The organism is Lactiplantibacillus modestisalitolerans, assembly GCF_005405425.1.
Classification (GTDB): Bacteria; Bacillota; Bacilli; order Lactobacillales; family Lactobacillaceae; genus Lactiplantibacillus; species Lactiplantibacillus modestisalitolerans.
Genome location: NZ_BJEA01000003.1, coordinates 1 through 23,811 on the forward strand (window position 1 = coordinate 1; position 23,811 = coordinate 23,811).

21 protein-coding genes and 1 other annotated feature are annotated in these 23,811 nt (G+C 48.8%); of the genes, 16 read left to right on the forward strand and 5 right to left on the reverse strand.

Features of this window, described 5'->3' with window-relative positions; all coding sequences use genetic code 11:
* A partial coding sequence (locus FFM79_RS01665; protein WP_137641735.1) for a DNA translocase FtsK occupies positions 1-2,216 on the forward strand: 2,216 nt, incomplete at its 5' end.
* 60 nt (positions 2,217-2,276) lie between these two features.
* Positions 2,277-3,593: a UDP-N-acetylmuramate--L-alanine ligase gene (gene murC / locus FFM79_RS01670; RefSeq protein ID WP_137641736.1), complete on the forward strand. Its 1,317-nt coding sequence runs from the start codon at positions 2,277-2,279 to the stop codon at positions 3,591-3,593.
* Between the two features lie 257 nt (positions 3,594-3,850).
* Here murC and FFM79_RS01675 read toward each other — a convergent pair whose 3' ends face one another.
* The 3 genes from FFM79_RS01675 to FFM79_RS01685 are packed head-to-tail and all read right to left on the reverse strand — an operon-like array spanning position 3,851 to position 6,424.
* On the reverse strand, positions 3,851-4,468 hold the full coding sequence (locus FFM79_RS01675; protein ID WP_137641737.1) for a sugar O-acetyltransferase: 618 nt from the start codon (positions 4,466-4,468) through the stop codon (positions 3,851-3,853).
* Positions 4,465-5,628, reverse strand: coding sequence for an MFS transporter (locus FFM79_RS01680; protein ID WP_137641738.1), 1,164 nt, complete (start codon positions 5,626-5,628; stop codon positions 4,465-4,467). The genes FFM79_RS01675 and FFM79_RS01680 overlap by 4 nt, the downstream gene beginning before the upstream one ends.
* A 1-nt stretch (position 5,629) precedes the next feature.
* Complete coding sequence (locus tag FFM79_RS01685; RefSeq protein WP_170177346.1) at positions 5,630-6,424, reverse strand: Cof-type HAD-IIB family hydrolase; 795 nt, start codon at positions 6,422-6,424, stop codon at positions 5,630-5,632.
* Positions 6,425-6,816: 392 nt separating this feature from the next.
* On the opposite strand from FFM79_RS01685, the gene FFM79_RS01690 reads away from it, so the two are divergent.
* The 14 genes from FFM79_RS01690 to FFM79_RS01755 all read left to right on the forward strand — a co-directional run bounded on the left by FFM79_RS01690 (position 6,817) and on the right by FFM79_RS01755 (position 21,689).
* A complete protein-coding gene (locus FFM79_RS01690; protein ID WP_137641739.1) occupies positions 6,817-7,533 on the forward strand; it encodes a Bax inhibitor-1/YccA family protein in 717 nt (238 codons plus the stop codon).
* A 245-nt stretch (positions 7,534-7,778) separates the two neighbouring features.
* The gene (gene polA / locus FFM79_RS01695; protein WP_137641740.1) at positions 7,779-10,427 is read left to right on the forward strand and encodes a DNA polymerase I; all 2,649 of its coding nucleotides are present in this window, start codon (positions 7,779-7,781) and stop codon (positions 10,425-10,427) included.
* Between the two features lie 11 nt (positions 10,428-10,438).
* Complete coding sequence (mutM, locus tag FFM79_RS01700) at positions 10,439-11,263, forward strand: bifunctional DNA-formamidopyrimidine glycosylase/DNA-(apurinic or apyrimidinic site) lyase (RefSeq protein ID WP_137641741.1); 825 nt, start codon at positions 10,439-10,441, stop codon at positions 11,261-11,263.
* A gap of 9 nt (positions 11,264-11,272) precedes the next feature.
* Entirely contained in the window at positions 11,273-11,866 is a 594-nt protein-coding gene (gene coaE, locus FFM79_RS01705) for a dephospho-CoA kinase (protein ID WP_137641742.1), read from the forward strand.
* Positions 11,867-11,893: 27 nt separating this feature from the next.
* The gene (gene nrdR / locus FFM79_RS01710; protein WP_137641743.1) at positions 11,894-12,424 is read left to right on the forward strand and encodes a transcriptional regulator NrdR; all 531 of its coding nucleotides are present in this window, start codon (positions 11,894-11,896) and stop codon (positions 12,422-12,424) included.
* Between the two features lie 3 nt (positions 12,425-12,427).
* Positions 12,428-13,882, forward strand: coding sequence for a replication initiation and membrane attachment family protein (locus FFM79_RS01715; protein WP_137641744.1), 1,455 nt, complete (start codon positions 12,428-12,430; stop codon positions 13,880-13,882).
* A 2-nt stretch (positions 13,883-13,884) separates the two neighbouring features.
* A complete protein-coding gene (dnaI, locus tag FFM79_RS01720; protein ID WP_137641745.1) occupies positions 13,885-14,820 on the forward strand; it encodes a primosomal protein DnaI in 936 nt (311 codons plus the stop codon).
* 342 nt (positions 14,821-15,162) lie between these two features.
* A complete protein-coding gene (thrS, locus tag FFM79_RS01725) occupies positions 15,163-17,127 on the forward strand; it encodes a threonine--tRNA ligase (RefSeq protein WP_137641746.1) in 1,965 nt (654 codons plus the stop codon).
* Positions 17,128-17,181: 54 nt separating this feature from the next.
* Positions 17,182-17,305, forward strand: a sequence feature (ribosomal protein L20 leader region).
* A gap of 45 nt (positions 17,306-17,350) precedes the next feature.
* The gene (gene infC / locus FFM79_RS01730; RefSeq protein ID WP_174795718.1) at positions 17,351-17,851 is read left to right on the forward strand and encodes a translation initiation factor IF-3; all 501 of its coding nucleotides are present in this window, start codon (positions 17,351-17,353) and stop codon (positions 17,849-17,851) included.
* A gap of 21 nt (positions 17,852-17,872) precedes the next feature.
* Positions 17,873-18,067: a 50S ribosomal protein L35 gene (rpmI, locus tag FFM79_RS01735; protein WP_003638526.1), complete on the forward strand. Its 195-nt coding sequence runs from the start codon at positions 17,873-17,875 to the stop codon at positions 18,065-18,067.
* A 36-nt stretch (positions 18,068-18,103) separates the two neighbouring features.
* Positions 18,104-18,460, forward strand: coding sequence for a 50S ribosomal protein L20 (gene rplT / locus FFM79_RS01740; RefSeq protein WP_137641747.1), 357 nt, complete (start codon positions 18,104-18,106; stop codon positions 18,458-18,460).
* A 561-nt stretch (positions 18,461-19,021) separates the two neighbouring features.
* Complete coding sequence (locus FFM79_RS01745) at positions 19,022-19,867, forward strand: alpha/beta fold hydrolase (protein WP_137641748.1); 846 nt, start codon at positions 19,022-19,024, stop codon at positions 19,865-19,867.
* Between the two features lie 91 nt (positions 19,868-19,958).
* Positions 19,959-20,717 (forward strand): alpha/beta hydrolase, encoded by a 759-nt coding sequence (locus FFM79_RS01750; protein WP_137641749.1) that lies wholly within the window; start codon positions 19,959-19,961, stop codon positions 20,715-20,717.
* Positions 20,718-20,783: 66 nt separating this feature from the next.
* On the forward strand, positions 20,784-21,689 hold the full coding sequence (locus tag FFM79_RS01755) for a restriction endonuclease (protein WP_137641750.1): 906 nt from the start codon (positions 20,784-20,786) through the stop codon (positions 21,687-21,689).
* Positions 21,690-21,818: 129 nt separating this feature from the next.
* Here FFM79_RS01755 and FFM79_RS01760 read toward each other — a convergent pair whose 3' ends face one another.
* A complete protein-coding gene (locus FFM79_RS01760; protein ID WP_137641751.1) occupies positions 21,819-23,174 on the reverse strand; it encodes a glycosyltransferase family 2 protein in 1,356 nt (451 codons plus the stop codon).
* A gap of 3 nt (positions 23,175-23,177) precedes the next feature.
* Entirely contained in the window at positions 23,178-23,669 is a 492-nt protein-coding gene (locus tag FFM79_RS01765) for a hypothetical protein (protein WP_137641752.1), read from the reverse strand.
* Positions 23,670-23,811: the final 142 nt, after the last annotated feature.

Consider the following 23,811-nt stretch of genomic DNA (forward strand, 5'->3'; position numbering starts at 1 on the left):
CAGCAACCGCCGAGTCAGCAACCGCCGAGTCAGCAACCGCCGAGTCAGCAACCGCCGAGTCAGCAACCGCCGAGTCAGCAACCGCCGAGTCAACAACCGCCGAGTCAGCAACTGACAAGCCTGCCCGCGGTCTGGGACTCTCACTCGGTGCGATTATGACGGCTGAGCACGATGCTCAGGCCGACTTAGCACTGTTTAAAGACCAACCGGAGACAGACGAGGATGCCGAAGAACCCGATTCAGAATCAACTTCAGCCGTTGCTTCAAAAGACTCACAAGCGGCACCAGTGCGGCCGTTTACGGATGAACCGTACCAGCCAGTTGGGATGCACCCGCGTTCAGTCGCGGCTACTAGTGCGACGACCGATTCGCAGGACTTAGCGTCAGTTAGTCAAGCGAGTGACGTGAGCTCAAGTAGCCCGGCTGATTCCAGCGTCGTTAGTGCCGCCAGTTCAGCTAATTCGCTGAACCAACCGGCAGCTAGCGTCACTGCGGCTGAAACCCAACCGCAAGTAAGTGCGGCACCAAACGTGAGTGGGGTGCGCTCTTCAGCAGTTCCTTCTGAAACGACTTCGCAGGCCACGCGCGCCACTGAGTCGGTGGGTGGGGCAGACAATGCGGAAGCAACCGCTGAAACTGACGATGCCAACCAACCAACGTCGAACACCGCGGCTGCGGTTAACGCGCACCAGCCGGTAGCTCCCGTTAGTGCCCCACCGGCGCCGGCGACCAGTGCGACGGCGACAATGCATAACGGTCAGTCAGCAGCACCAAGCTTGGATGCGCGGCAACTTGCAGCCTACAAATTTCCACCGTTAGATTTGTTGACACCCCCAATCGTTCCAAATGAATCCGAAATGGACGATTGGATCGAAGAGAAGGCGGAAACGCTGGAAGAATCGTTACACGACTTTGGCGTTGACGCGCACGTCTCGAATTGGACGGTTGGTCCGACGGTAACGCAGTTCCAAGTCAAACTAGAACGGGGCGTCAAGGTCAACAAAATTACCAATTTAAACGACGACCTGAAGCTCGCGCTTGCGGCGCGCGATATCCGTATCGAAGCCCCAATTCCAGGCCACAACACGGTCGGGATTGAAATTCCAAATATGAAGTCGCGGCCAGTTATGTTAGCCGAAGTACTGGACTCGCCGGTCTTTAAGGACAGTCAATCACCACTGACGGTTGCGCTTGGGGTCGATTTATTCGGCAAGCCACAAGTCACTGACTTACGGAAAATGCCGCACGGCTTGATTGCCGGGGCAACCGGCTCCGGGAAGTCCGTCTTTATTAACAGTATTTTAGTTTCCATTTTATACAAGGCCAACCCGCAACAGGTTAAGCTGCTACTAATTGATCCAAAGGCGGTCGAGTTAGCACCGTATAACGAAATTCCGCACTTGCTCGCACCGGTCGTTTCCGAACCCAAAGCGGCTTCAGCCGCCCTGAAATGGGTCGTTGACGAAATGGACCACCGTTATAGTCGTTTGGCGGCCGGCGGGGCCCGTAACATTGAACAATTTAACAAGTTGGCGGACAAGCACGGTGAACCCGGCTTGAAGATGCCGTACATTGTCATCGTGATCGACGAATTGGCCGACCTGATGATGGTCGCTTCGAGTGAGGTTCAGGATTACATTGCCCGCATCACGGCGAAGGCCCGGGCGGCCGGCATTCACTTGCTGGTTGCCACCCAACGGCCAAGTGTTGACGTGGTCACCGGGGTCATCAAGAACAACATTCCGACCCGGGTCGCATTCATGACGTCAAGTCAAGTGGACTCACGAACTATCCTAGATACGAGCGGAGCCGAGCGTTTACTCGGCAAGGGTGATATGCTGTTCTTAGGAAATGGTAAGAGTACGCCAATTCGCTTGCAAGGGACGTTCGTTGATAATGAAATTGACGACATCGCCCAGTTTGTACGTGATCAGGCGGCGCCACACTATGAGTTTCAGCCAGATCGGTTATTAAAGCATGAAGAAGCGGCTAAGAATCAGGATGAGCTGCTACCAGAAGTGCTGACCTATTTGACCGAGGAAGACACGGTGTCAGTTTCCCAGTTGCAACGCCACTACTCGATTGGTTATAACCGGGCGGCCAACATCATTGATGATTTGGAAAGCCGCGGTTATGTATCGGGCGCCAAGGGTTCTAAGCCGCGTGACGTGTACTTTACGGCCGACGACTTGACCAAGTTACAAGCTAATTCGTAATGAAAAATAAACGATTCACCACTCCGTTGATGAATTGCGAACATGGGAGATTATTAACTAATGGATAAAGCAACGGTTTATTATTTTGTGGGTATCAAGGGTTCCGGGATGAGTTCCTTAGCGTTGATTTTACACGATAAGGGCTACCAAGTAACCGGATCAGACATTGAACAGTACACGTTTACGCAGAAGGGCTTGGCCGCAGCCGGAATTAAGATGCTGCCATTTTCTGCGGATAATATTCACGCGGGCTTGACGGTGATCGCGGGGAACTCCTTTACGGATGACCATCCTGAAATCAAGCGGGCGCATGAATTGGGATTGCCCGTTTACCGGTATCACGAATTCCTCGGCAAGTTAATGGAAGGTTATACGAGTATCGGGGTGGCTGGGACTCACGGGAAGACCTCGACGACCGGATTATTGAGTCACGTGTTAAGTCACATTGCACCAACTAGTTACTTAATCGGTGACGGGACCGGAAAAGGGACGCCAGACGCCCGCTTCTTTGTTTTCGAAGCTGACGAATATCGGCGGCACTTTGTGGCTTACCACCCGGACTATGCCATTATGACGAACGTCGATTTTGATCATCCGGACTATTACAAGGATTTAGATGACGTTCGCAGCGCCTTCGAGCAGTTTGGGAGTCAAGTTAAGAAGGGCATTTTTGCTTGGGGTGACGACGAAAGCTTACGGCAACTGAAGGTTGACACGCCAATTTATTATTACGGGACTAGCGACCGGGATGATTTCCAAGCCGTTAATATTCAGCGGACGACGAAGGGGTCGTCATTTGAAGTGAAGTATCACGGCGAATCACTTGGTGAGTTTGAAATTCCGTTGTTTGGTGAACACAACGTGTTAAATAGCACGGCCGTGATTGCGGTTTCCTACTTTGAAAAGGTTAACCTCGATGAAATTCGGCGGGAATTATTGAACTTTAGCGGTGTTAAGCGCCGCTTCTCCGAACACCAAGCGGGCGACATGGTTTTGATCGATGATTACGCGCACCATCCATCTGAAATCAAAGCAACCTTGGACGCTGCCCGGCAAAAGTACCCGGACAAGCAAATCTTGGCCGTTTTCCAACCGCATACCTATTCGCGGACGAAGGCTTTGATGGACGGGTTTGCGAAGAGCTTAAGCATGGCGGACCACGTCTTCTTGACGAACATCTTTAGTTCGGCCCGTGAAAAGTCCGGCGACGTTTCGTCGAAGGACTTGGCTGCTAAGTTACCAAATGGTGGTGAAATCGTGACCTTGGATGATATGTCCGCTTTGGAAGCTTACCATAACGCGGTCGTGGTCTTCATGGGTGCCGGTGACATTCAAAAGTATGAAAAGGTTTATGAAGCCCAAATGCAGGCTAAGTAGAACTGTTTAGCACGTTTAAAAGAATAAATGATTTAAAAAAGTCTCAACCCAGTCGGATTGAGACTTTTTTGTTGCACTTCATAACCCTTTAATTAACACCACTGTTATTGACAAGAAGTAGAAAAGGGTACCAGTTGACTTTCGAACAAATTTACTGTGACTACTCAAAGTAAGCCCCAACACTTAGTATTAATTCCAGCTCAGCCAGTAACGACGTTAATTGGTAAAAGCTCTTTTGCATGCGTTTAATGCACCACTTAAGGTAACAATTTAGAATCAATCCGGCGGTCCTTGAAGTAATAGTCACGGTCGTGTTGGTTGACGGTGCGCAACACTTTAGCCGGATCACCAGCTGCCAAGACGTTGGCTGGTAAGTCCTTTGTCACAATGCTACCCGCACCAATTACAACGTTGTCACCAATCGTGATGCCCGGTAAGACGATAACACCGGCACCAAGCCAACAGTTTTTGCCAATGTGAACGGGGGCGTTGTACTGATACCCCTGCGCCCGGAGCGCTGGGAGAATTGGGTGACCGGCCGTGGCAAGCGTTACGTTGGGGCCAAACATCGTATTGTCGCCGACGTAAATGTGGGTGTCATCCACCAGCGTTAAGTTAAAGTTCGCGTAAATATTTTTACCAAAATGGACGTGATGACCACCCCAGTTACTGTGAAATGGCGGTTCTACGTAGCAGTCTGGCCCAATTTCGGCCAGCATCGCCTTGAGTAGCGTTTGGCGCTGAGCGGCTTCGCTGGGACGGGTGTGGTTGAAGTCGTACAACCGTTCCAAGTAACTTGATTGGGCCTGCGCGAGGTCGGCGTCACTGGGTAAGTACAGGTCGCCATTGTGGAGCCGTTGCTGATTAGTTGTCATTTAGATTTAGCCTGCTTTCGGTTCAGAATTAGGGACAAAATGGCGAGTAAGCTTAGACTCGTCATTATCCAGAATAACACGTTGGTCGTTAACGAAGCGCCCCCAAAGTGACCGAGCCAGTTCCACAGTAGCGGGGCGCAAAAGGCGCTTAGAATGGTTGCAATCGTCAACGTACTACTCAGCGTGTTGATTTGAGCCGGTGCTAGGCCAACGTGACTAGTGAAGACGAGGTACGGCCCGGTATAGGAATAGATCCAGTTGAAGCCAATGGCGGCGCTAACGGCCAGCGGTGTGCTGGTGGTCCACCAAAGAACCGCCACCGCGACAGCAGCACCGGCATAGCCCAGGGTTAGCGTTTGCCGGGCCATTTTACGGTGCAGCGCACCGAAACTCAGGCCGGCTAAAAACCCCCCGATGTTCATTGCTGCCAGGGTGAAATTAAGGAGCTGAGCGGGGCCCAGGTGGCGTTCCGCAAAGTAGCTCGGTAGTTTGAGCTGCACGCCCCAGATCAAAACGTAGGTTCCGAACGTTAAAAGGACCAATAACCGCTGACGGCGGGGTAGGCTGGCGCGGCGGCGCGTTCCCGGCTGGGCGGCAGTTGGACTGACGGGTGGTTCTGCAACGTAGCGGGCAACCAGACCGGCCACCCCTGCCAAGAGTGCGTAGAGCCAGAAGACTGCGTGCCAACTAAGCGTAACGAGTAAGCCAGCTAAGCCGAGTAATACCGCGTTTCCCAGTGCGGCCAGGCCAGTTTGATAGCCGAGTAGCCGCGCCCGGTAGTCACCGTGAAAGAAATGGGTGATCAGGCTGATCGCGTGTGGCGAAAAACCGCCAATGCCTAAGCCCAGTAAGACGCGACTGACCATGATTAATCCAAAATTGGTGCTGATTGCCGGGACGAGCCCAGTGGCGGCGCTTAAAAGTAGGCTTGCGATAACGGTTCGCCGAACGCCCCAGTGAGCGGTGAGCCACGGGTTGATGAGAAGGGTCACCAACGCACTCAAGTTAGCGATGGTCACGAGGCTTTCAATGACCGTGGTTGGTACTTTAGGATAAGCCCGTTGCAGTTGGGGGATGATTCCGGTGATGAGGGTGCTGGCGTTACTAACGGCTGAAAGGCTCAGAATGCTAGCCGTTGTTTTGAATGCGTACGGCTGCATATCAATTTGCCAGTAGTTTGGCGATGGCGGTTAGAACCCCTTGTTGCTGATTATTGGTGGTGATTTGGTCAGCAACGGCCTTAACGTCGGGTTGCGCGTTGACCATGGCAATCCCTAAGCCAACTTCTCGTAGCATTTCCAGGTCGTTACCACCATCACCAAACGCGGCCATTTCGCTTAGTTTGACGCCGAGCACGGCCCCGAGTTCTTGGAGACCCGCGGCCTTATTTCGGCCGGGTTGAATAATATCGATGTCGCCGTGCCCACTACTCGTAGGTTCCGCAATCCCAGCTAGCGCGGTTCTTAGTTGGGCAACGATCGCGTCGGTTTCAGCGGGTGGGCAACTGATGGCGAATTTGAGGATGGCATCATCAATGGCGTCAAAACGGTCAACAACCGCTAAGTGGTGGTAATAGTGGCGCATCGTCGCGACGTGCTGCGGATCGGTAGTGGTCAACGCGTAGGCACTGTTTACGCCGCAGACTAATACTTTGAGGTGGGCGATGGTTTTAAGCTGCGCTAAGATCGCGGCAACGCTAGCAGCCGAAAAGCTGTGTTGAGCGTACACGGTTTGGTGGTCGCGAATATAAGCGCCATTTTCGGCAACGTAGATCAGTTCGGGGTAGGCTTTGAAAAATGATTTCAATTGGTAATACTGGTTACCGCTAGCAACGACGAAGCGCATGCCTCGTAATTGCAATTGCTGATATAGCAGGGCAAACCGCGCTTGGTCGTAAGTTTGATCGTCCGTTAAAAACGTCCCATCCATGTCGGTGGCAATTAATTTAATGGTCATATTGAAAAACTCCTTCGTGAATTGATAATCGTAGTTTAGCATGACTGGGGAGCGGTTAAGGGCCATTTTTGAAAGCAAAGTGGGTCATTTTTGACAAAAGTTGGCTTAAAAATGAGAACGGCTCCAAAGTGGTGGTTAACCGGTTTCAGATTCTAAGAAATTCTTAAATATTTCACAGATAAAACTGTTTTACCTTCCCTGACTAATCTGATACACTAGATTACAAGAAAGCGGAGGTGACCGATGAGAATGGCTGATTTTCAGCGCTATATTGATAAACTAGCGTGAGGGGCCTCGCTAGTCGTAACGGCTAGTGAGCCCGCCACTCAGCGGATAACCCAGCTTTAGGTGACGTAGATAGATAATATTTTTAGGTGAAAGAGGGAGACGCGATGAACAACTTTCAAAATGAGCCGCAACCCCGGACGATCAATACCCAGGTCGGTTTGCGGAGCTTCTTAACAAAAATGTACGGGTACATGAGCTTAGCCGTACTCGTTTCAGCCATTACGGTGTACTTGTCCTTAACGGTCTTTAGAACCCAGGTCTTTTCAATGTTCGGCCAGCATCCGGTGCTGTTTTTGATCATTTTCATGGTCAGCATGTTTGCGATGATTGGTGGGATTCAAGTCAACGCCACGCGTAATCCGGCCCGGAGCTTCGGGCTGCTAATGCTGTTTGCCGTGGTGTTCGGGGTCGAAATTTCGATTACTTTGGCTCTATATACCGGGGCCACGATTACCGGGGCCTTCATTGCGGCAACGGCGGTCTTTGGAACGATGGCGATCATCGGGACGACAACTAAGCGCGATATTTCTCGGTTAGGGACGCACTTGTTTGCCGCGTTGATTGGGTTACTAGTCGCATCCGTCGTGAACTTGTTCTTACAAAGTGCCATGATCAGTTACGTCTTTTCTTACATTGGGGTGCTCATTTTTGCGGGACTCTCGATGTGGGACGCTAACCGGATGCGCGACATGTACTTACAATACGGTGACCAAGTTTCTTCGACTGGTTTAGCCGTTAGCGGCGCTTTACAGCTCTATTTGGATTTTGTTAACTTGTTCCTATACTTTATCCAAATTTTTGCTGGCGGCGACCGGGATTAATTTGAATCACGATTTAACAATCAGCATTTAGAAAAAACGGGGCTGTGACTTTGTTACGGCTCCGTTTTGTGCTAAATGCAAGAACCTGCGTAGCCAAACTGCCGTTTTCACGCATTGTTTGGTACAATTAAGAAGGTAAAAGTGGCGGTTACGGTCACCAGGGCCGCACCGCCAGACGCGTCCTTGAACGCAAGGATCATTAAGATGAATCAGCGAATGCTAAAAGAAATGGGGAGCAAAAACTAATGGCTAAAAAATTACTACTGATCGACGGCAATAGTGTTGCGTTTCGGGCTTTTTTTGCCCTGCATAACCAACTAGACCGGTTCGTTAACGCGGACGGGTTGCACACCAACGCCATTTACGGCTTCAACACGATGTTGGATCACATGATCAAGGCCGTGAAGCCCACCGATATGTTGGTGGCGTTTGACGCCGGTAAGACCACTTTCCGGACCGCCATGTACGATAATTACAAGGGTGGCCGGGCCAAGACTCCCGGTGAATTTTCTGAGCAAATGCCCTATTTAAAAGAACTATTAACCGCGCGCGGCATTCAACACTATCAACTTAAAGACTACGAGGCCGATGACATTATCGGGACGCTGGCCGGTCAGGCGGATGCGGCTGGTTATACGACGACCATTGTGACCGGTGACCGGGATTTGACCCAGTTAACAACCGCTAACACGACGGTAGCGGTCACCGTCAAAGGGGTCTCCGAAGTTGAGCGGTACACGCCCGAGCACGTGCAAGAAAAGCTAGGAATTACGCCCACGCAAATTATTGATATGAAGGGGCTAACCGGCGACACTTCTGATAATTATCCGGGGGTGACTAAGGTCGGCGAAAAGACCGCCTTGAAGTTACTGAAACAGTACGGTTCGATTGAAGGCGTCTACGAAAACGTGGACGCGATGAAGAAGAGCAAGATGAAGGAGCACTTGATTGAGGACCACGACCTCGCTGTGCGGGCGAAAGTTTTAGCGACAATTAAACGCGACGCCCCCATTACGGTCAAGCTGGCCGATTTAGCTTATGACGGGCCCGATACCGAAAAACTGATCGCCTGCTACGAGCAGTTGGGGTTTGAATCCTTCTTAAAGAAGTTAAAGACCCAAACGGCGACCCCCGCTAAGCCGATTGCGTTTACGGAATTGACGAAGGCAAACATTGCGGAACTCGCTCAGTTTACGAAACACGTGACGTTCTATTTAGAAATGCCAACGCCGAATTACCATACGTCAGCCTTCGCGGGCTTTGCCATTGGTGACGAAGACAAGTGGTACGTCAGTCGCAACGTTGAGTTATTGTTGGAGCCGGTGGCCAAGGACCTCTTAACTAGTATGACGGTCACCAAGGACGTTTTTGATATGAAGCGGACGATGGTGGGCTTAAACCGGCTTGGGATTCAGCTGGGTAAGGTCGACTTTGACCTGTTACTCGTTTCGTACCTGTTAGATACGAACGACAATAGCAATGATCTCGGCCGGTTGGCGGAACAACACGGTTATCCAGACTTACAATCCGACGAAGTGGTTTACGGCAAGGGCGTCAAGCGTGCGATTCCGGATGATGACCAGCGCTTCTTTGGCCATTTGGCTCACAAGTTGGCGGCCATCAGCGCCTTGAAACCACAATTATTGAAGGACTTAGAGGCTAATGAGCAGGCGCCGCTCTATGACGACATTGAAAAACCGTTAGCGAATGTATTGGCCCAGATGGAAATGGCCGGCATTACGGTCGATAGTAGTCGTTTGAAGGCGATGGGAAGCCAGTTTAAGGAACGGCTCAGCGAAATTGAGCAAACGATTTATCAGGAGGCCGGCGAAGAATTTAACATCAATTCGCCAAAGCAATTGGGCCACATTTTATTTGAAGAAATGAAGTTACCAGTGATCAAGAAGACGAAGACTGGTTACTCCACGGCGGTCGACGTGTTAGAAAAACTCGCACCGCAAGCGCCAATCGTGGCAAACATTTTACGTTACCGGCAAATTTCAAAGATTCAATCAACTTACGTTGAAGGGCTTTTAGACGCAATCCACTCAACGGATCAAAAGGTGCATACGCGTTACTTGCAAACGCTGACGCAAACCGGGCGGTTGTCTTCGGTTGACCCCAATTTACAAAACATTCCGGTGCGAGTCGAAGAGGGGCGGCGGATTCGGCAGGCCTTTGTACCGAGTCACCCTGACTGGCAAATCTTTTCGTCAGATTACTCCCAAATTGAGTTACGCGTTTTAGCGCACATTACTCACGATGAGAATATGCAAGCGGCCTTTAAGGCGGGCGATGACATTCACGCGGCCACGGCCATGCGAATCTTTAAGCTCGATTCACCAGCAGACGTCACCCCGAACATTCGCCGGCAAGCTAAGGCGGTCAACTTTGGGATCGTCTACGGGATTAGTGATTACGGCTTATCGCAAAATATTGGGATCACCCGTAAAGCCGCGCATAACTTCATTGAAGCTTACTTTACCGAGTATCCGGGAGTTAAGGCGTACATGGATGCGATTGTTAAGCAGGCCCATGAACAGGGTTACGTTGAAACGATTGCCCACCGGCGTCGCTACTTACCAGATATTCACGCTAAGAGCTTTAATTTGCGCTCGTTTGCGGAACGGACCGCGATGAACACGCCAATTCAGGGGAGTGCGGCCGACATTATTAAAATTGCGATGATTCGGATGCAAAACAAGTTGAAAGAAAGTGGCTTGCAAGCGCGGATGCTGCTACAAGTTCATGATGAATTGATTTTTGAAGCACCTAAGGAAGAAATCCCAACCTTAGAGAAATTGGTACCGAGCGTTATGGACTCCGCCGTTCAGTTGGAAGTTCCACTGAAAGTTGAAAGTCACTTTGGCGATACTTGGTACGATGCAAAATAGGGAGGCCCACGATGCCAGAATTACCAGAAGTTGAAACGGTCCGCCGGGGATTAAACCGGCTAGTCAAGGGAGCGACGATTGCGAGTATCGATGTTCACTGGCCGAAAATTATTAATAATGATATTGAGAGCTTCAAGTCCCGCTTAGCGCACCAAACGATTGAAACTATTGATCGACGGGGTAAATACTTACTTTTTCGGTTTAGCAATGGGCTGACAATGGTGTCGCATTTGCGGATGGAAGGTAAGTATAACGTGGTCCCGCAAAACGAAGGGCAAACGAAGCATACCCACGTCGTGTTCCACTTAACGGATCAGCGGGATCTGCTGTATAACGATACCCGTAAGTTCGGCCGAATGACCCTGGTTCCGACCGGTGAAGAAATGACGGTCGGCGGGCTAAAAACCATGGGGCCGGAACCGGTCGCTGACCAGTTAACAGTGGCTTATTTAACCGCGATTTTAAGTAAATCGAAGAAGATGATCAAACCATTGCTACTCGATCAAAGTAAAATTGCGGGAATCGGGAACATTTATGCGGATGAGACGCTTTGGATGAGCAAGATTCATCCAATGCGGCCAGCTAACTCCTTAACGGAAGAAGAAATTAGCGACTTACGGCAAAATATCATTGATGAAATGGCAATGGCGATTAAGGGTCACGGGACGACCGTCCACTCATTTTCGACGGCGTTCGGTGAAGCCGGCCAATTCCAAAATCATTTGCACGTTTATGGTCGTGAAGGGGAACCGTGTGAACGCTGCGGCACCATTATTGAAAAAATCAAGGTTGCTCAACGTGGAACCCATTTCTGTCCACACGAGCAACAATTGTAGGCGTTAAAAATGACAAAAATTATTGGATTAACGGGCGGAATTGCAACGGGTAAGTCGACGGTCTCCAAGCAACTAGCAGCGGCCGGTTTACCAATTGTCGATGCGGATAAAATTGCTTGGGAAGTTGAGGGCCCCGGACAGCCAACGACGCAAAAAATTGCGGCGCACTTTGGCCCGCAGGCCGTGCTGGCGGATGGTCAGTTGAACCGCCCCTGGCTAGGACAGTTAGTCTTTAATGACGCCCAGGCGTTGCGGGAGCTAACGGCGATTACGAGCTTACCGATACAGTACGCCATGCTGCGAGCAATCGTTGCGGCGGGGCAAACTAACCCGGCGGCGGTGATCGTGGACGTCCCGTTACTGTATGAAAATGGGTGGCAAAACGTTTGTGATCAGGTGATCGTCGTGGCTGCGCCGGAAGACGTGGTGTTGCGGCGATTGATGGCCCGTAACCACTTGGATCAGGCCGCGGCGCAAGCCCGAATTGATAGCCAACTCCCGCTTAGTCAAAAAGTGGCGCGCGCGGACGTCGTGATCGATAACGGGGCGAGCGTTGATAAAACAAGAATGGCCGTGGTAAAATGGCTGAAAACGATTATTTAATGATGTGTAAAATGAGGTGAGAAGTCTATGCAATGTCCACACTGCCATCACAATGGGTCCCGGGTCGTTGATAGCCGGCCAACTGATGATGGTCGCGTTATCCGCCGGCGTCGGGAATGTGAAAACTGTGGCTTCCGGTTTACAACGTTTGAACGCGTGGAAGCGACGCCCCTGTTGGTGATTAAGAAAAATGGCGCCCGGGAAGAGTTTAACCGCGAAAAGATTTTGCGGGGAATCATCCGGTCCGCCGAAAAGCGACCCGTTAGCATGGAGACCATGACTGGCGTGGTCGATGACGTTGAAAATAAGGTTCGCTCACTCGGTGAAAATGAAATTTCCAGTCAAGTGATTGGGGAATACGTGATGGAAAAGCTGGCGGATATCGATGAAATCTCGTACATTCGGTTTGCGAGCGTCTACCGGCAGTTTAAAGATATGCACGTGTTCTTGAATGAGTTACAAGATATGATGGAGCGCGACAAACTCAAGCTGGCGGAACAAACCAAGCGGGGGAAAAAGGCGCCTAAAACGCCATCATCTAAATCAGACCAAAAATAAAGAATGGTGAATGCGATGCAGAATCATGACGAGCCGCAACTAACGCCTAAAACTGGCTTAGTCGTATTAACGGCGCCAGCGTTAAGTGCGGCGCAACAGGCCGTTTTAGCAGAGCTGTATTTACCACTAATTGGGCCGTTGGCGTACAGCCTCTACGCGGCTTTGCGGAGTTTGCAGAGTTCCGAAAACGAACTGAGTAATCGGCGCAGTCACGCGGAACTGTTGGGCGTCTTAAACGTCGATTTGCCAACGGTGTTGGCTGCACGGCAAAAGCTGGAAGCAACCGGCTTACTGCGGAGTTACTTTCAACAAGATGAACTGGGAGCCGTGTATATTTATCAGTTACAGGCACCGTTATTGGCCCAGCAGTTTTTTGCGGACGACCTTCTGAGCGTGTTGTTACTGGATACGGTGGGTGAGCACCGCTTTCAACAGTTAACCAGTGACTTTACGGCCCAACCAGTTGACCTCAAACGGGCGCGTGACGTTTCGGCCAGCATTCTGGATGTCTTCCACATTGCGAGTGCGAAGGTAACGCAAACGCCATTAACCGTGCAGAAAGCCCGTGCCCAACTGGCGGCTAATGAGCCGGCCGAACGGGCTAACGGCGTGTTGACGGATGATCAGTTTGACTGGCAGTTGCTGGGACAAATCTTGAATCAGAACTACGTGGACACGAAACAGGTCGCGCGTTCGCGGCAGTTAATCATTACGGAAAGCCGGGTTTACGGCATTAACGAAGTTGAAATGGCCAAGTTGATTAGTGAAGTAGCTAGTCTGACGACCGGGCAGTTTGATGAAAACCAATTGAAGCTAATGATTGCTCGGCGGTATGAGCGGCCAACGTATACAACACCGGTTCAAGCAACGACGCAGGCGGCTGCGGTACCCACGAGTGCTCAGCCCCAGGCGACGAAAGCGGCTCAGACCGCTGCTAGTCAGTTTGAACCTGAGGAGCAGCAACTGATTGCGTATACCAAGCAACGGACGCCCTATGATTTTATTGCTGATATTAAACAGGAAAATCACGGCTTCGTAACGACGGGTGAAAACCGCCTAATTCACGAGTTAGTGGGGCGTCATCAGCTGACTGATCCGGTGATTAACATGTTGATTTACTACGTGTTACAGGACCGTGAGCGTGCGGCCTTGAACCGGAACTTGTTGGAGACGGTTGCGAATGATTGGCAACGTCACGGGGTCGACACGCCGGAAGCGGCCTTGCAGTACGTTCGTAAGCGGCAACAAGCACAAAGTCAGCCCCGGACAAGCCAGCGCCGGAATCGCACCAACCGGCCGACACGTAAAGAAGTGATGCCTAAGTGGGCTCAAGAACAAGCGCAGGGTAAAACTGGGCAGGCGACCGGTTCAAAAAATAATCAGTTGACCGCGGCCCAGCGCAAACAGTTAGCTGAACGAGTGGCGAAGTACGATACCGATTCACAGAAGGGGGACTAAACGTGGAGAATGTGTCTGAGACATTGAAAATATTAATGAATAAGCGCAACCTCAATCAGCGCTACCAAAAGTTGATGGCGGATGTGTATCACGATCCAGACGTTCGTCAGTTTTTAGCGGCCCATCAGGATGAATTATCGGCGGACGCACTGGAACGCTCGGCGGCCAAACTGTACGAGTTTTGCGATGAAAAGCGCAAGGTTGCGCGCCACGAGCCAACCCAAGCACCGGGCTATCAACCCGAATTAGTGATGAGCAACCATTTGATTGACATTGCCTATCAACCAACCCCCCAGTTACGGGAGGAACAGGCGAACCGCGAGCTTCAACAACGGGTTCGATCGATTAGCATGCCTAAAAATATTCAAAACGCAACCCTGGCAGGGTATGAGCGTGATGATAACCGGGCCGCCGCGTTGATGTCGGCGTTAGATTTTATTGATGCTTACACGCAGGCGCCTAAACGGTTTCACCGGGGTCTTTACTTGTACGGCTCGTTTGGGGTTGGGAAAACCTACCTTTTAGGTGCGATGGCCAACGCCCTGGCGGCGAAGGGATTTCAAACGACCTTAATTCACTTTCCGAGTTTTGCCGTTGAGATGAAGCGGGCCATTAGTAATAATACGTCCGCGGATAAGGTTGATGCGATTAAGCGGGCGCCAATTTTAATGATTGATGACATTGGGGCCGATTCATCATCAACTTGGATCCGAGACGACGTTCTTGGGGTGATTTTGGAGTACCGGATGCAGGAAGAATTACCGACCTGCTTTTCGTCAAACTTCTCCATGCAGGAGTTACAAGACGGCTACCTGACGATTTCAAAGCAGGGTGACGAAGAACCGGTGAAGGCCCAACGCATCATGCAGCGCGTTCGGTTTTTAGCGACTGAAATTGAGATGGTGGGTCGGAATCGGCGCCTAAATCCCGGCGACTAATTTTCATGAATTTTGGTTGACTTTTCAATTAAAAGTGGTTTAATGAAATCAGATACGAAAGACATGCTCATTTTACTTGTGTTCTCAGAGACTGCAACCTTGTTCTGGAAGTTGCGGACGGAGTAATTTGAGATACCACTTTCGCGAACATGCTCAATTGAGCCGGAACGCGTCCGTTATTAGCGCTAATGAGTCGGTATGGTCAAACTGTACCGAAAAATCGGGTGGAACCACGTCAATGACGTCCCTAATGCTAGTTTTTTGCTGGCGTTAGGGACTTTTTTGTCGTCCCGGCGCGGTGTTTTGGTGAGTGGGTAAATTTTAAAGGAGAGTGTCAAGTTTATGGCAAGTATTAATGTTAAGTTCCCAGATGGCGCTGAAAAGCAATTTGATGCTGGCGTAACGACTGAAGACATTGCAAAGTCAATCAGTCCTTCGTTAGCAAAACGGTCGGTTGCCGGTAAATTCAATGATCAAATCGTGGATTACCAACAACCTTTAACGACCGATGGTGCAATCGAAATTATTGCCGCCGATAGTGATGAAGGGATGAACGTGCTTCGGCAAACTACGGCCCAAGTCTTGGCTAACGCGATCAAGCAATTATTCCCAAATATTCATTTCGGGAGTGGCGAAGGGAACGCCGACGGTTTCTTCTTTGATACCGACAATCCGGATGAAGACGGTAAGCAAATCAGTAAGGATGATTTGGAAGCAATTAGCTTAAAGATGAGCGAAATCATCAAGCAAAATTTACCAATTACGCGTGAAGTGTTATCCAAAGCGGACGCCTTAGTCTTAGTTGGTGACGATCCTTACCAACAAGACTTAGTTAACGAACGTGCTGAAGCAAATGACGGCCAAGTCGTTGTATACAAGCAAGGCGACTTCGTTGATTTATCCGACGGGGCCCAATTAGCCTCAACGGGTAAAATCAAAGTCTTTAAGCTCTTGTCCGTTGCCGGTGCTTACTGGCAAGGTAAGTCCAGTAACCCAATGTTGCAACGGATTTACGGGACAGCCTTCTTAAAGCAAAAGGATTTAGACGCCGACTTAAAGCGGCGTCAAGATGCGCGTGAACGCGACCACCGGGTTATCGGGAACGAATTAGACTTATTCTTCGTTGATCCTAAGGTTGGGAACGGGTTACCATACTGGATGCCAAATGGTGCAACGATTCGGCGCCAAATCGAACGTTACATCATTGACAAGGAAGTTGCGAACGGTTACCAACACGTTTACACACCAGTCCTTGCGAACTTAGACGTTTACAAGCAATCTGGTCACTGGGACCACTACCGTGAAGACATGTTCCCACCAATGGACATGGGTGATGGCGAACAGTTGGAATTACGGCCAATGAACTGCCCATCCCATATTCAAATTTATAACCACCATATCCGCTCATACCGTGAATTACCATTACGAATCGCGGAACTTGGGATGATGCACCGTTATGAAAAGTCCGGGGCCTTGACCGGGTTATCACGGGTTCGTGAAATGACCTTAAACGATGGGCACACCTTCGTTGCGTTGGATCAAATTGAAGATGAATTCAAGAAGATCTTGAAGTTAATGGTTGAAGTTTACGAAGACTTTGATATTTCTGATTACCGGTTCCGTTTGAGTTACCGTGATCCAGAAAACAAGGAAAAGTACTTTGACGACGACGCAATGTGGGAACGGAGCCAAAAGATGTTGAAGTCTGCCATGGATGACATGGGCTTGGATTACTTTGAAGCTGAAGGGGAAGCAGCCTTCTACGGTCCTAAGTTGGACGTCCAAACGAAGACGGCCCTTGGCGGTGAAGAAACTTTATCGACCATTCAATTGGACTTCTTGTTACCAGAACGCTTCGACTTGAAGTACGTCGGTGCTGATGGTGAGGAACACCGTCCAGTTATGATTCACCGGGGCTTAGTTTCAACGATGGAACGCTTCGTGGCTTACTTAACTGAAATGTACAAAGGGGCTTTCCCAACTTGGTTAGCGCCTAAGCAAGTAACGATTATTCCAGTTAACGAAGGTGCCCATGGTGAATACGCAGAAAACTGCCGTCGGCGCTTAACGGCAGCTGGTGTGCGGGTCAGCGTAGATAACCGGAACGAAAAGATGGGGTACAAGATTCGTGAATCACAAACGAAGAAGGTACCATACGTCTTAGTTGTTGGTGACCAAGAAGTTGCCAGCGGGAACGTTTCAGTTCGGAAGTACGGTGAAGAACGGACGGAATCAGAACCAATCGACATGTTCATTGGTGCGATTACCCAAGAAATTCGTCGTTACAGCCGGGGAACAAGCAAATAAAGTTTCCAATCGGTTTGACAATCGAATTTAACTCTGGTACTATATTGGAGTTGAGAAAAAAAGCAGAAGCACCCGCTTCTCGCCTTGGTGACCCAAGTCATCGGGCAGATGAACGATGAATTAATTCCCATTAACGGGGTTGAGCGGGCGTTTTATGCGCCCGCTCTTTTTGTGGATTTCTCGGATAAATTTACGGAGGTGGATTACCATAGCTAAAGATTCAATGGTGAATGACGGCATCCGTGCTCGCGAAGTACGTTTGATCGCCAGTGATGGTGAACAATTAGGTGTTAAGTCACGACAAGAAGCAATGAAGATTGCTGAAGACGCCAGCTTAGACCTGGTGTTGGTTGCTCCGAAAGCGAAGCCACCCGTTGCCAGAATTATGGATTATGGGAAGTATCGCTTCGAACAGCAAAAGAAACAACGCGAAGCGCGTAAGAAGCAAAAAGTGGTCAGCATTAAAGAAGTCCGCTTGAGCCCAGCGATTGATACTAACGACTTTAACACGAAGCTGAAACATGCTGAAAAGTTCTTGTCGAAGGGTGACAAGGTTCGCGTTTCTATTCGTTTCAAGGGCCGGGCCATTACCCATAAGGATATTGGTCGTCAAGTCTTGAACCGGATGATTGAAGCGACTAAGGAATACGCTTCGGTTGAAGCCTATCCTAAGATGGATGGTCGGAGTATGTTCTTAGTGCTTGTACCAAAAACTGATAAGTAATTTCTAGGAGGATTATTGATTATGCCAAAACAAAAGACAAACCGCGCTGCAGCAAAGCGTTTCAAGGTAACTGCTAAGGGTAAAATTAAGAGCGCCAACGCTTTCACTAGTCACCGTTTCCATGGTAAGACTAAGAAACAACGTCGCCAATTACGTGGTACGGCTATCATTGAAAAGCCAATGGTTAAAACTTACCACAAGTTATTACAAAAATAATTCACAACGTTTTAGTTAAATCTAGGAGGAAATAAGATGGCTCGAGTAAAAGGTGGAACTGTAACACGTAAGCGTCGTAAGCGCGTTTTAAAATTAGCTAAAGGTTACCGTGGTGCTAAGCACATCCAATTTAAGGTTGCTAAGGACCAAGTAATGAAGTCATACCAATACGCATTCCGCGATCGGAAGAAGCGTAAGAGTGACTTCCGTCGTCTCTGGATTGCCCGGATCAACGCCGCAGCCCGGATCAACGATATGAGCTACAGCCAATTAATGCACGGTTTAAAGGTTGCTAACGTTGACGTTAACCGTAAAATGTTAGCTGACTTAGCTGTTAACGATGCGGATGCTTTCAAGGCATTGGTTGACACGGCTAAGAAGGCCCTTGCTTAATTAGCATTTTAAAATAATCCAATCCTAGGTCGTTCGGTCAAATTCTAGTTTGATGAATGTTCGGATCGGTTCAAAGAAGTCGTCATCTGCGGATGGCGGCTTTTTTGTATTGACACGGCGCTGGGAGCATAAGAGGTTGTACCAATTGATATTGATAGGCCACGTGGCACTAATTTGTAATATAGTGAAAAAGGTCGGAATAATAAACTAAAACTGCCATTTCAGGTTATAACTGAAAGCCAGCGCTATCACGACTGAGATTATGTTCAATGTATTGTCTGGTTAGGACGACAAAACAGCGCTTAGTCGTTCGCCGGATGGCCCTTAGGCGGGGCCCAACAAGGATTAAAACTTCCTTCTGGATTAGTCACCTAAAGTCTAACTTGGCTGAGTTTGGGTGCTCAATGCTAGTTTGTTTCGAATTAATACCACAGATGTTGATAGTAATGCCAGCAGTGAGGGCCACCGGATTAGCTTGAAAATGGTGTTTAAAATGTACGGGTAATTAAGTAAGCGCTATACTAACAGTGTGTTTAAGTAAATTGAAGCGAGGTTAAAGTGATGAAATACGCAACTGTTAAAGTTAAGGGGTTAGACGTTTTTTATCGAGAAAGCGGGGCTGTTAGTCGGCCAACTTTTTTGCTACTCCACGGTTTTCCAACGGCGAGTCACCTATTTCGAAACCTGATACCCATGTTAGAAAGTCATTTTCACGTGATTGCCCCCGATTTGATCGGGTTTGGACAATCGGCTGCACCGAATCATCAAGATTTTGATTATACGTTCGCTAACTTAACGGACTACGTTGACGGGTTCTTGGCCGCGTTACAAATCAAGCAATTTTATTTGTATGTTTTTGATTACGGGGCACCCATTGGCTTTAATTTGGCTGTGAAGGCGCCCAACCGGATTTTAGGTATCGTTAGTCAAAACGGGAACGTGTATCGGTCAGGACTGGGGCCTAAGTGGGCTGAACGCCAAGCTTATTGGGCTCATCCGACGGCCGCGCTGCGTAACCAGTATCAAGCAGCCTTTGCTCCTGCTACAATTAAGGGTCAGTATTTAGGTGGCGAACAGCCGGGGAGCGTGGCTCCTGATGGTTATAGTTTAGATATTTTTTACACGCAAGCACCAGATTATGCGGAACGTCAATCGGACTTGATTTTTGATTATCAGAATAACGTTAGCAACTATCCTAAGTATCAGCAGTATTTACGGACTTATCAGCCCGAGCTAATTGCGGCCTGGGGTAAAAATGACCCGAGCTTCATTTATCCCGGCGCTCAGGCGTTTAAGCGGGATGATTCGAATGCGGAAGTGCATTTATTAGATGGCGGGCACTTTGTATTGGAATCGCATTGGCAAACGATTGGTAAACTGATCCTGGATAAGTGGGGCCAGCGCTAAGCGGTTTAATTGTGAGTGGTCGTTAGCAACTCCTTTGTCAGCAGGCTTATTTTAGTTTAAGCTAATCCTAAGAATTGGGAGGTTTTATCGCATGAAGATAACGATTCAGCGGGACGGATTAACGCTACGTGGGATTTTAACGACGCCGCAAGCACCAACGTTTAATTTAGCGATTTTGATGCACGGGTTTACGTCAGATTGTGGCCGCCAACCAGATCAATTGCTCTATCAATTGGCACAACGGTTAGCGGAGGCCGGGTTAGCAACGTTGCGAGTTGATTTTAATGGTCACGGTGAGAGCGACGGCGCGTTTAAAGATATGACGGTGCTCAATGAAATTAGTGACGGCCACGCGATTTTAGCTTATGCGCAACGGTTACCCGGGGTGCGTCATATTTACTTAGTTGGCCATTCACAGGGTGGCGTGGTCGCAAGTATGTTGGTTGGCTATTACCCCGACGTTGTCAGCCAGGTTACGCTACTGGCCCCGGCGGCGACGCTGAAAGATGATGCACTAAAGGGGGATACACAGGGCTACTCGTATGATCCGCACCATATTCCTGAGCAGTTACCAATCAAAAAGGGCCTAACTTTGGGGGGCTTTTACCTCCGGACGGCGCAGACGTTGCCGATTTATGAAATTGCGCAACGTTATCAGGGACCGGTTTTGCTCGTTCATGGCTTAGCGGATCAAGTGGTCGATCCGATTGCTTCTAAACGGTATGAGCAGGTTTATCGGTCCGCGCAGTTGCAACTATTACCGCATGCCGACCACGGTTTTACGTCGGCAACTGTGCGGGAGACGGTGTTGCGACTAGTCACTGGGGCGCTGGCTGATCCACTGATATAATTGCTAGAAAATATGTGCTTTAGTAGCGGGGCACCTAGCCCAGGTTGAAAAAATAGGGAGGTAATTATGGCAGAATACAAGCGAAGACGGGTTGAAAAAGCAATTTTAATGGCGCTTCGAGATTTAGGTGGAAGTGCCAGTCGGAAGGTAATTCGTAAAATGATTGCGGATAATCAGTATGATAATCTAACATATAATGATGTCTTTTTGACTAAGCAGGGTAAAAATGGAAGCTATTCACCATTTATGTTTGATTTTAATTTTGGAATTAGAAATTTGGCGAGTATCGCGATGGTGGAACAACTTCAGCGCGGTAAAGACGTTGTGCTGACTTCGGCAGGCATGCATGTAGACTTAACGAGCTTCCCTACTAAACGGCAACAAAAAAAGATGGATGATTATTGGCAGGAAAGAAGTGGATTACGAAAGAAACGGTTGGCAAAACAGCAAATAAGTGCGACGTCATCAGTTACCGCGGATGAGAGCGATAAGGAAGATACGGATAATTCTAACTGGAAAGCTGAATTAATTAACCAGCTGATGAAATTTGATCCTGGAAAATTTGAGAGCTTTTCACGACTACTCATTTCAAAGATGGGCGTTTTGATTGACAAGAATCGTGGTATTGTGCGATCCGGTGACCACGGCATTGATGGATTCGGCTACTTTACTTCGGATGAATTTCGAACAAGTCGAGTCGCAATTCAATGCAAGCGTTACAGTGACAATGCAGTGTCTGAACCTGAAATTGATAAATTTAAAGGTGTGATGGATGGTTTTAATGCTGAATATGGTATCTTTATTACGACTAGTCACTTTACTAGTAATGCCAAGCAGAAAGCAACACAAGGATCTAATACTGTAACACTCATTGATGGTCAAGCATTAGCTGATTTAGTTGAAAAATATGAATTACATATTACGCCAATTACGACTTATACGTTAGACGATTATTATTATCAAGATAATTGAAAAAAACGGCTATTTTAAATTGTCATTAGTTTACTGGTATTTACTTACTAGGCGTGACCGTAAAAATGTCCACCCAAGCGCGCCCTAAGCGGCTAACCTGGATGGACATTTTATCCATTTAGTTGGTATTTACTCAGATTCAGAAGAATTTGATTCCGTTTCTTCGGTTTCATTTGCTGCGTCGTGCTTACGAACTGGACTGACCCAAGTTCCGCTCCCATAACCCATGATGGTTTTAATGGCCGGAATGAGTGTTGTAACCAGTGCTAATGCGTTAACTTGCCAGTAGACGAGCATGTAAAGCGGCATAAAAATTAGGTACTTAAATTTACGGCCGCGGTCGTCCACGACGAGGGCTGATAGCAACTGCAAGAGTCCGGCCAGCATTTCAAACGTAACGAAAATGAATGCCATGCAGAACATGTGGTAAACCCGTTCGTAGTTGCCCGTAAAGAAGAAGGTCACTAGTGAAATTAGAAAAATGACCGTTGAAATAAAGAAGAACAGGGCCCAAATGATACTGAGCGTTTGGTCGGTAATGAAGGCCCACTGTTTAAAGTATTTCCGCGGGTGACTCATCACCCGTTTGAAATTGGTCAGTAGAACTTCAGTTCCACCCTTGGCCCACCGTTTGCGTTGATGGTAGAGCGCTTTGAGCGTTTCGGGCACGTTCATGTAGAACAAAATGTCCGGCGAAAAAGCGGTCGTCCAGCCGTTTAACTGGTGATCCCAGGCAATACTAATATCTTCGGTGGCCCGGTCTTGCCGGAACAAGCCCACGTCAACTAGGGCGGCGCGGCGGTACATGGTGTTAGCCCCACTGTAAGCGTACATGTTTCCAAGCGCACTCACCTGACTACGCTTAATTACCCCCACGATACTCGAAAACTCAACGGTCTGAGATTTGGCTAAAATCGTACTGCGGTTTTGGACGTCCATGTTAGCCGTTACGGCCGCCGTATTAACGTGTTCGTCGCCTAAGAAGTAGCTCATGTACTTCCAGAGGGCGTCTGGTTCCGGAATGGAATCGGCGTCGTTACTCAAAATGAATTCACCACGGGCAAAGCCGACCCCGACGTTAAAGGCGTGCGCTTTACCTTGATTTTTGGTAATGGTCACGACCCGTAAGTTGGCGTACTTCTTTTGCAAGTTGGCCAAGATAGCGGGCGTGTTATCGGTTGAACCGTCGTCGGTAACGAGCACTTCGTAGTTGGCGTAGTTCATTTCGTTCATTAAATAGTCGATGGTGTGGGCAATCATGACTTCCTCGTTATGGGCGGGAATCATAATGGTGATCAACGGCTGGTCTGCGGGCATCAGTGGTTTAAATTCAACGTCGTCGGTGTGACGGTGCCGATAAATCGTTTGATAGCACAGAACACCAACGAACCACGCGAAGGCTCCCAAAATTGGGTAGGAAACGAGTAGTAGTAAGACAAAATTCCAAATACTTTCAAATGGTTTTAAGGTTTGTAAAATATCCATTGGTTACTCCTTATACAAATCATGCACGGCGTTGGTCGGAATGTTTTGTTCGGGATCAACCGTGTAGTGCTTGACGTGTTTACGGAACGATGCTTGGCCAAACCGGTGGGTGTAGTAGTCATCTAGTCGCCGGGTTCGGATTTCAAGTTGGTCCTCGTCGTACTGCACTTCTTTGCTAACGTGTTGTTTAACGCGGTGGTTATTATGAATCGTGGAAGCCACGACAATAATTGCAATAATAATAAATGCAATAATGAAGAACCGGTCGAAGAAGTAGAACAGTGTCTTACCTTCTTCATATTTCCAAGCGTGTAACACGCGTTGGTTGGTGGCTAACAGCGTTGATGAAATCGTCCAGTAAACGGGGACGGCAACACAGATCCAACCAATGATGGCGACGAGTGATTGCCAAATTTTGGTCCACAGGTGGCCCTTGGCGAAGTATTTATCGGTGACGTATTGTTTAACGCCACTTTCTTGGTCTTTATCAGCCATGTGAAAAACCTCCTATAATTAAGTATTGAACTCATACCGTAATATACGCCTTTTGTCCAAATTTGTGAACGCCTGATTAAACTTTTACCGTGAACCGCCAGCCCATGTAATTCGGTGTGAATGATAACAGTTGCTTATTTTC

Bases quoted from the DNA above. Each gene is read 5' to 3' on its own strand.
- murC (WP_137641736.1), top strand. From the start codon at position 2,277: ATGGATAAAGCAACGGTTTATTATTTTGTGGGTATCAAGGGTTCCGGG.
- FFM79_RS01675 (WP_137641737.1), bottom strand. From the start codon at position 4,468: ATGACAACTAATCAGCAACGGCTCCACAATGGCGACCTGTACTTACCC.
- FFM79_RS01680 (WP_137641738.1), bottom strand. From the start codon at position 5,628: ATGCAGCCGTACGCATTCAAAACAACGGCTAGCATTCTGAGCCTTTCA.
- FFM79_RS01685 (WP_170177346.1), bottom strand. From the start codon at position 6,424: ATGACCATTAAATTAATTGCCACCGACATGGATGGGACGTTTTTAACG.
- FFM79_RS01690 (WP_137641739.1), top strand. From the start codon at position 6,817: ATGAACAACTTTCAAAATGAGCCGCAACCCCGGACGATCAATACCCAG.
- polA (WP_137641740.1), top strand. From the start codon at position 7,779: ATGGCTAAAAAATTACTACTGATCGACGGCAATAGTGTTGCGTTTCGG.
- mutM (WP_137641741.1), top strand. From the start codon at position 10,439: ATGCCAGAATTACCAGAAGTTGAAACGGTCCGCCGGGGATTAAACCGG.
- coaE (WP_137641742.1), top strand. From the start codon at position 11,273: ATGACAAAAATTATTGGATTAACGGGCGGAATTGCAACGGGTAAGTCG.
- nrdR (WP_137641743.1), top strand. From the start codon at position 11,894: ATGCAATGTCCACACTGCCATCACAATGGGTCCCGGGTCGTTGATAGC.
- FFM79_RS01715 (WP_137641744.1), top strand. From the start codon at position 12,428: ATGGTGAATGCGATGCAGAATCATGACGAGCCGCAACTAACGCCTAAA.
- thrS (WP_137641746.1), top strand. From the start codon at position 15,163: ATGGCAAGTATTAATGTTAAGTTCCCAGATGGCGCTGAAAAGCAATTT.
- infC (WP_174795718.1), top strand. From the start codon at position 17,351: ATGGTGAATGACGGCATCCGTGCTCGCGAAGTACGTTTGATCGCCAGT.
- rpmI (WP_003638526.1), top strand. From the start codon at position 17,873: ATGCCAAAACAAAAGACAAACCGCGCTGCAGCAAAGCGTTTCAAGGTA.
- rplT (WP_137641747.1), top strand. From the start codon at position 18,104: ATGGCTCGAGTAAAAGGTGGAACTGTAACACGTAAGCGTCGTAAGCGC.
- FFM79_RS01745 (WP_137641748.1), top strand. From the start codon at position 19,022: ATGAAATACGCAACTGTTAAAGTTAAGGGGTTAGACGTTTTTTATCGA.
- FFM79_RS01750 (WP_137641749.1), top strand. From the start codon at position 19,959: ATGAAGATAACGATTCAGCGGGACGGATTAACGCTACGTGGGATTTTA.
- FFM79_RS01755 (WP_137641750.1), top strand. From the start codon at position 20,784: ATGGCAGAATACAAGCGAAGACGGGTTGAAAAAGCAATTTTAATGGCG.
- FFM79_RS01760 (WP_137641751.1), bottom strand. From the start codon at position 23,174: ATGGATATTTTACAAACCTTAAAACCATTTGAAAGTATTTGGAATTTT.
- FFM79_RS01765 (WP_137641752.1), bottom strand. From the start codon at position 23,669: ATGGCTGATAAAGACCAAGAAAGTGGCGTTAAACAATACGTCACCGAT.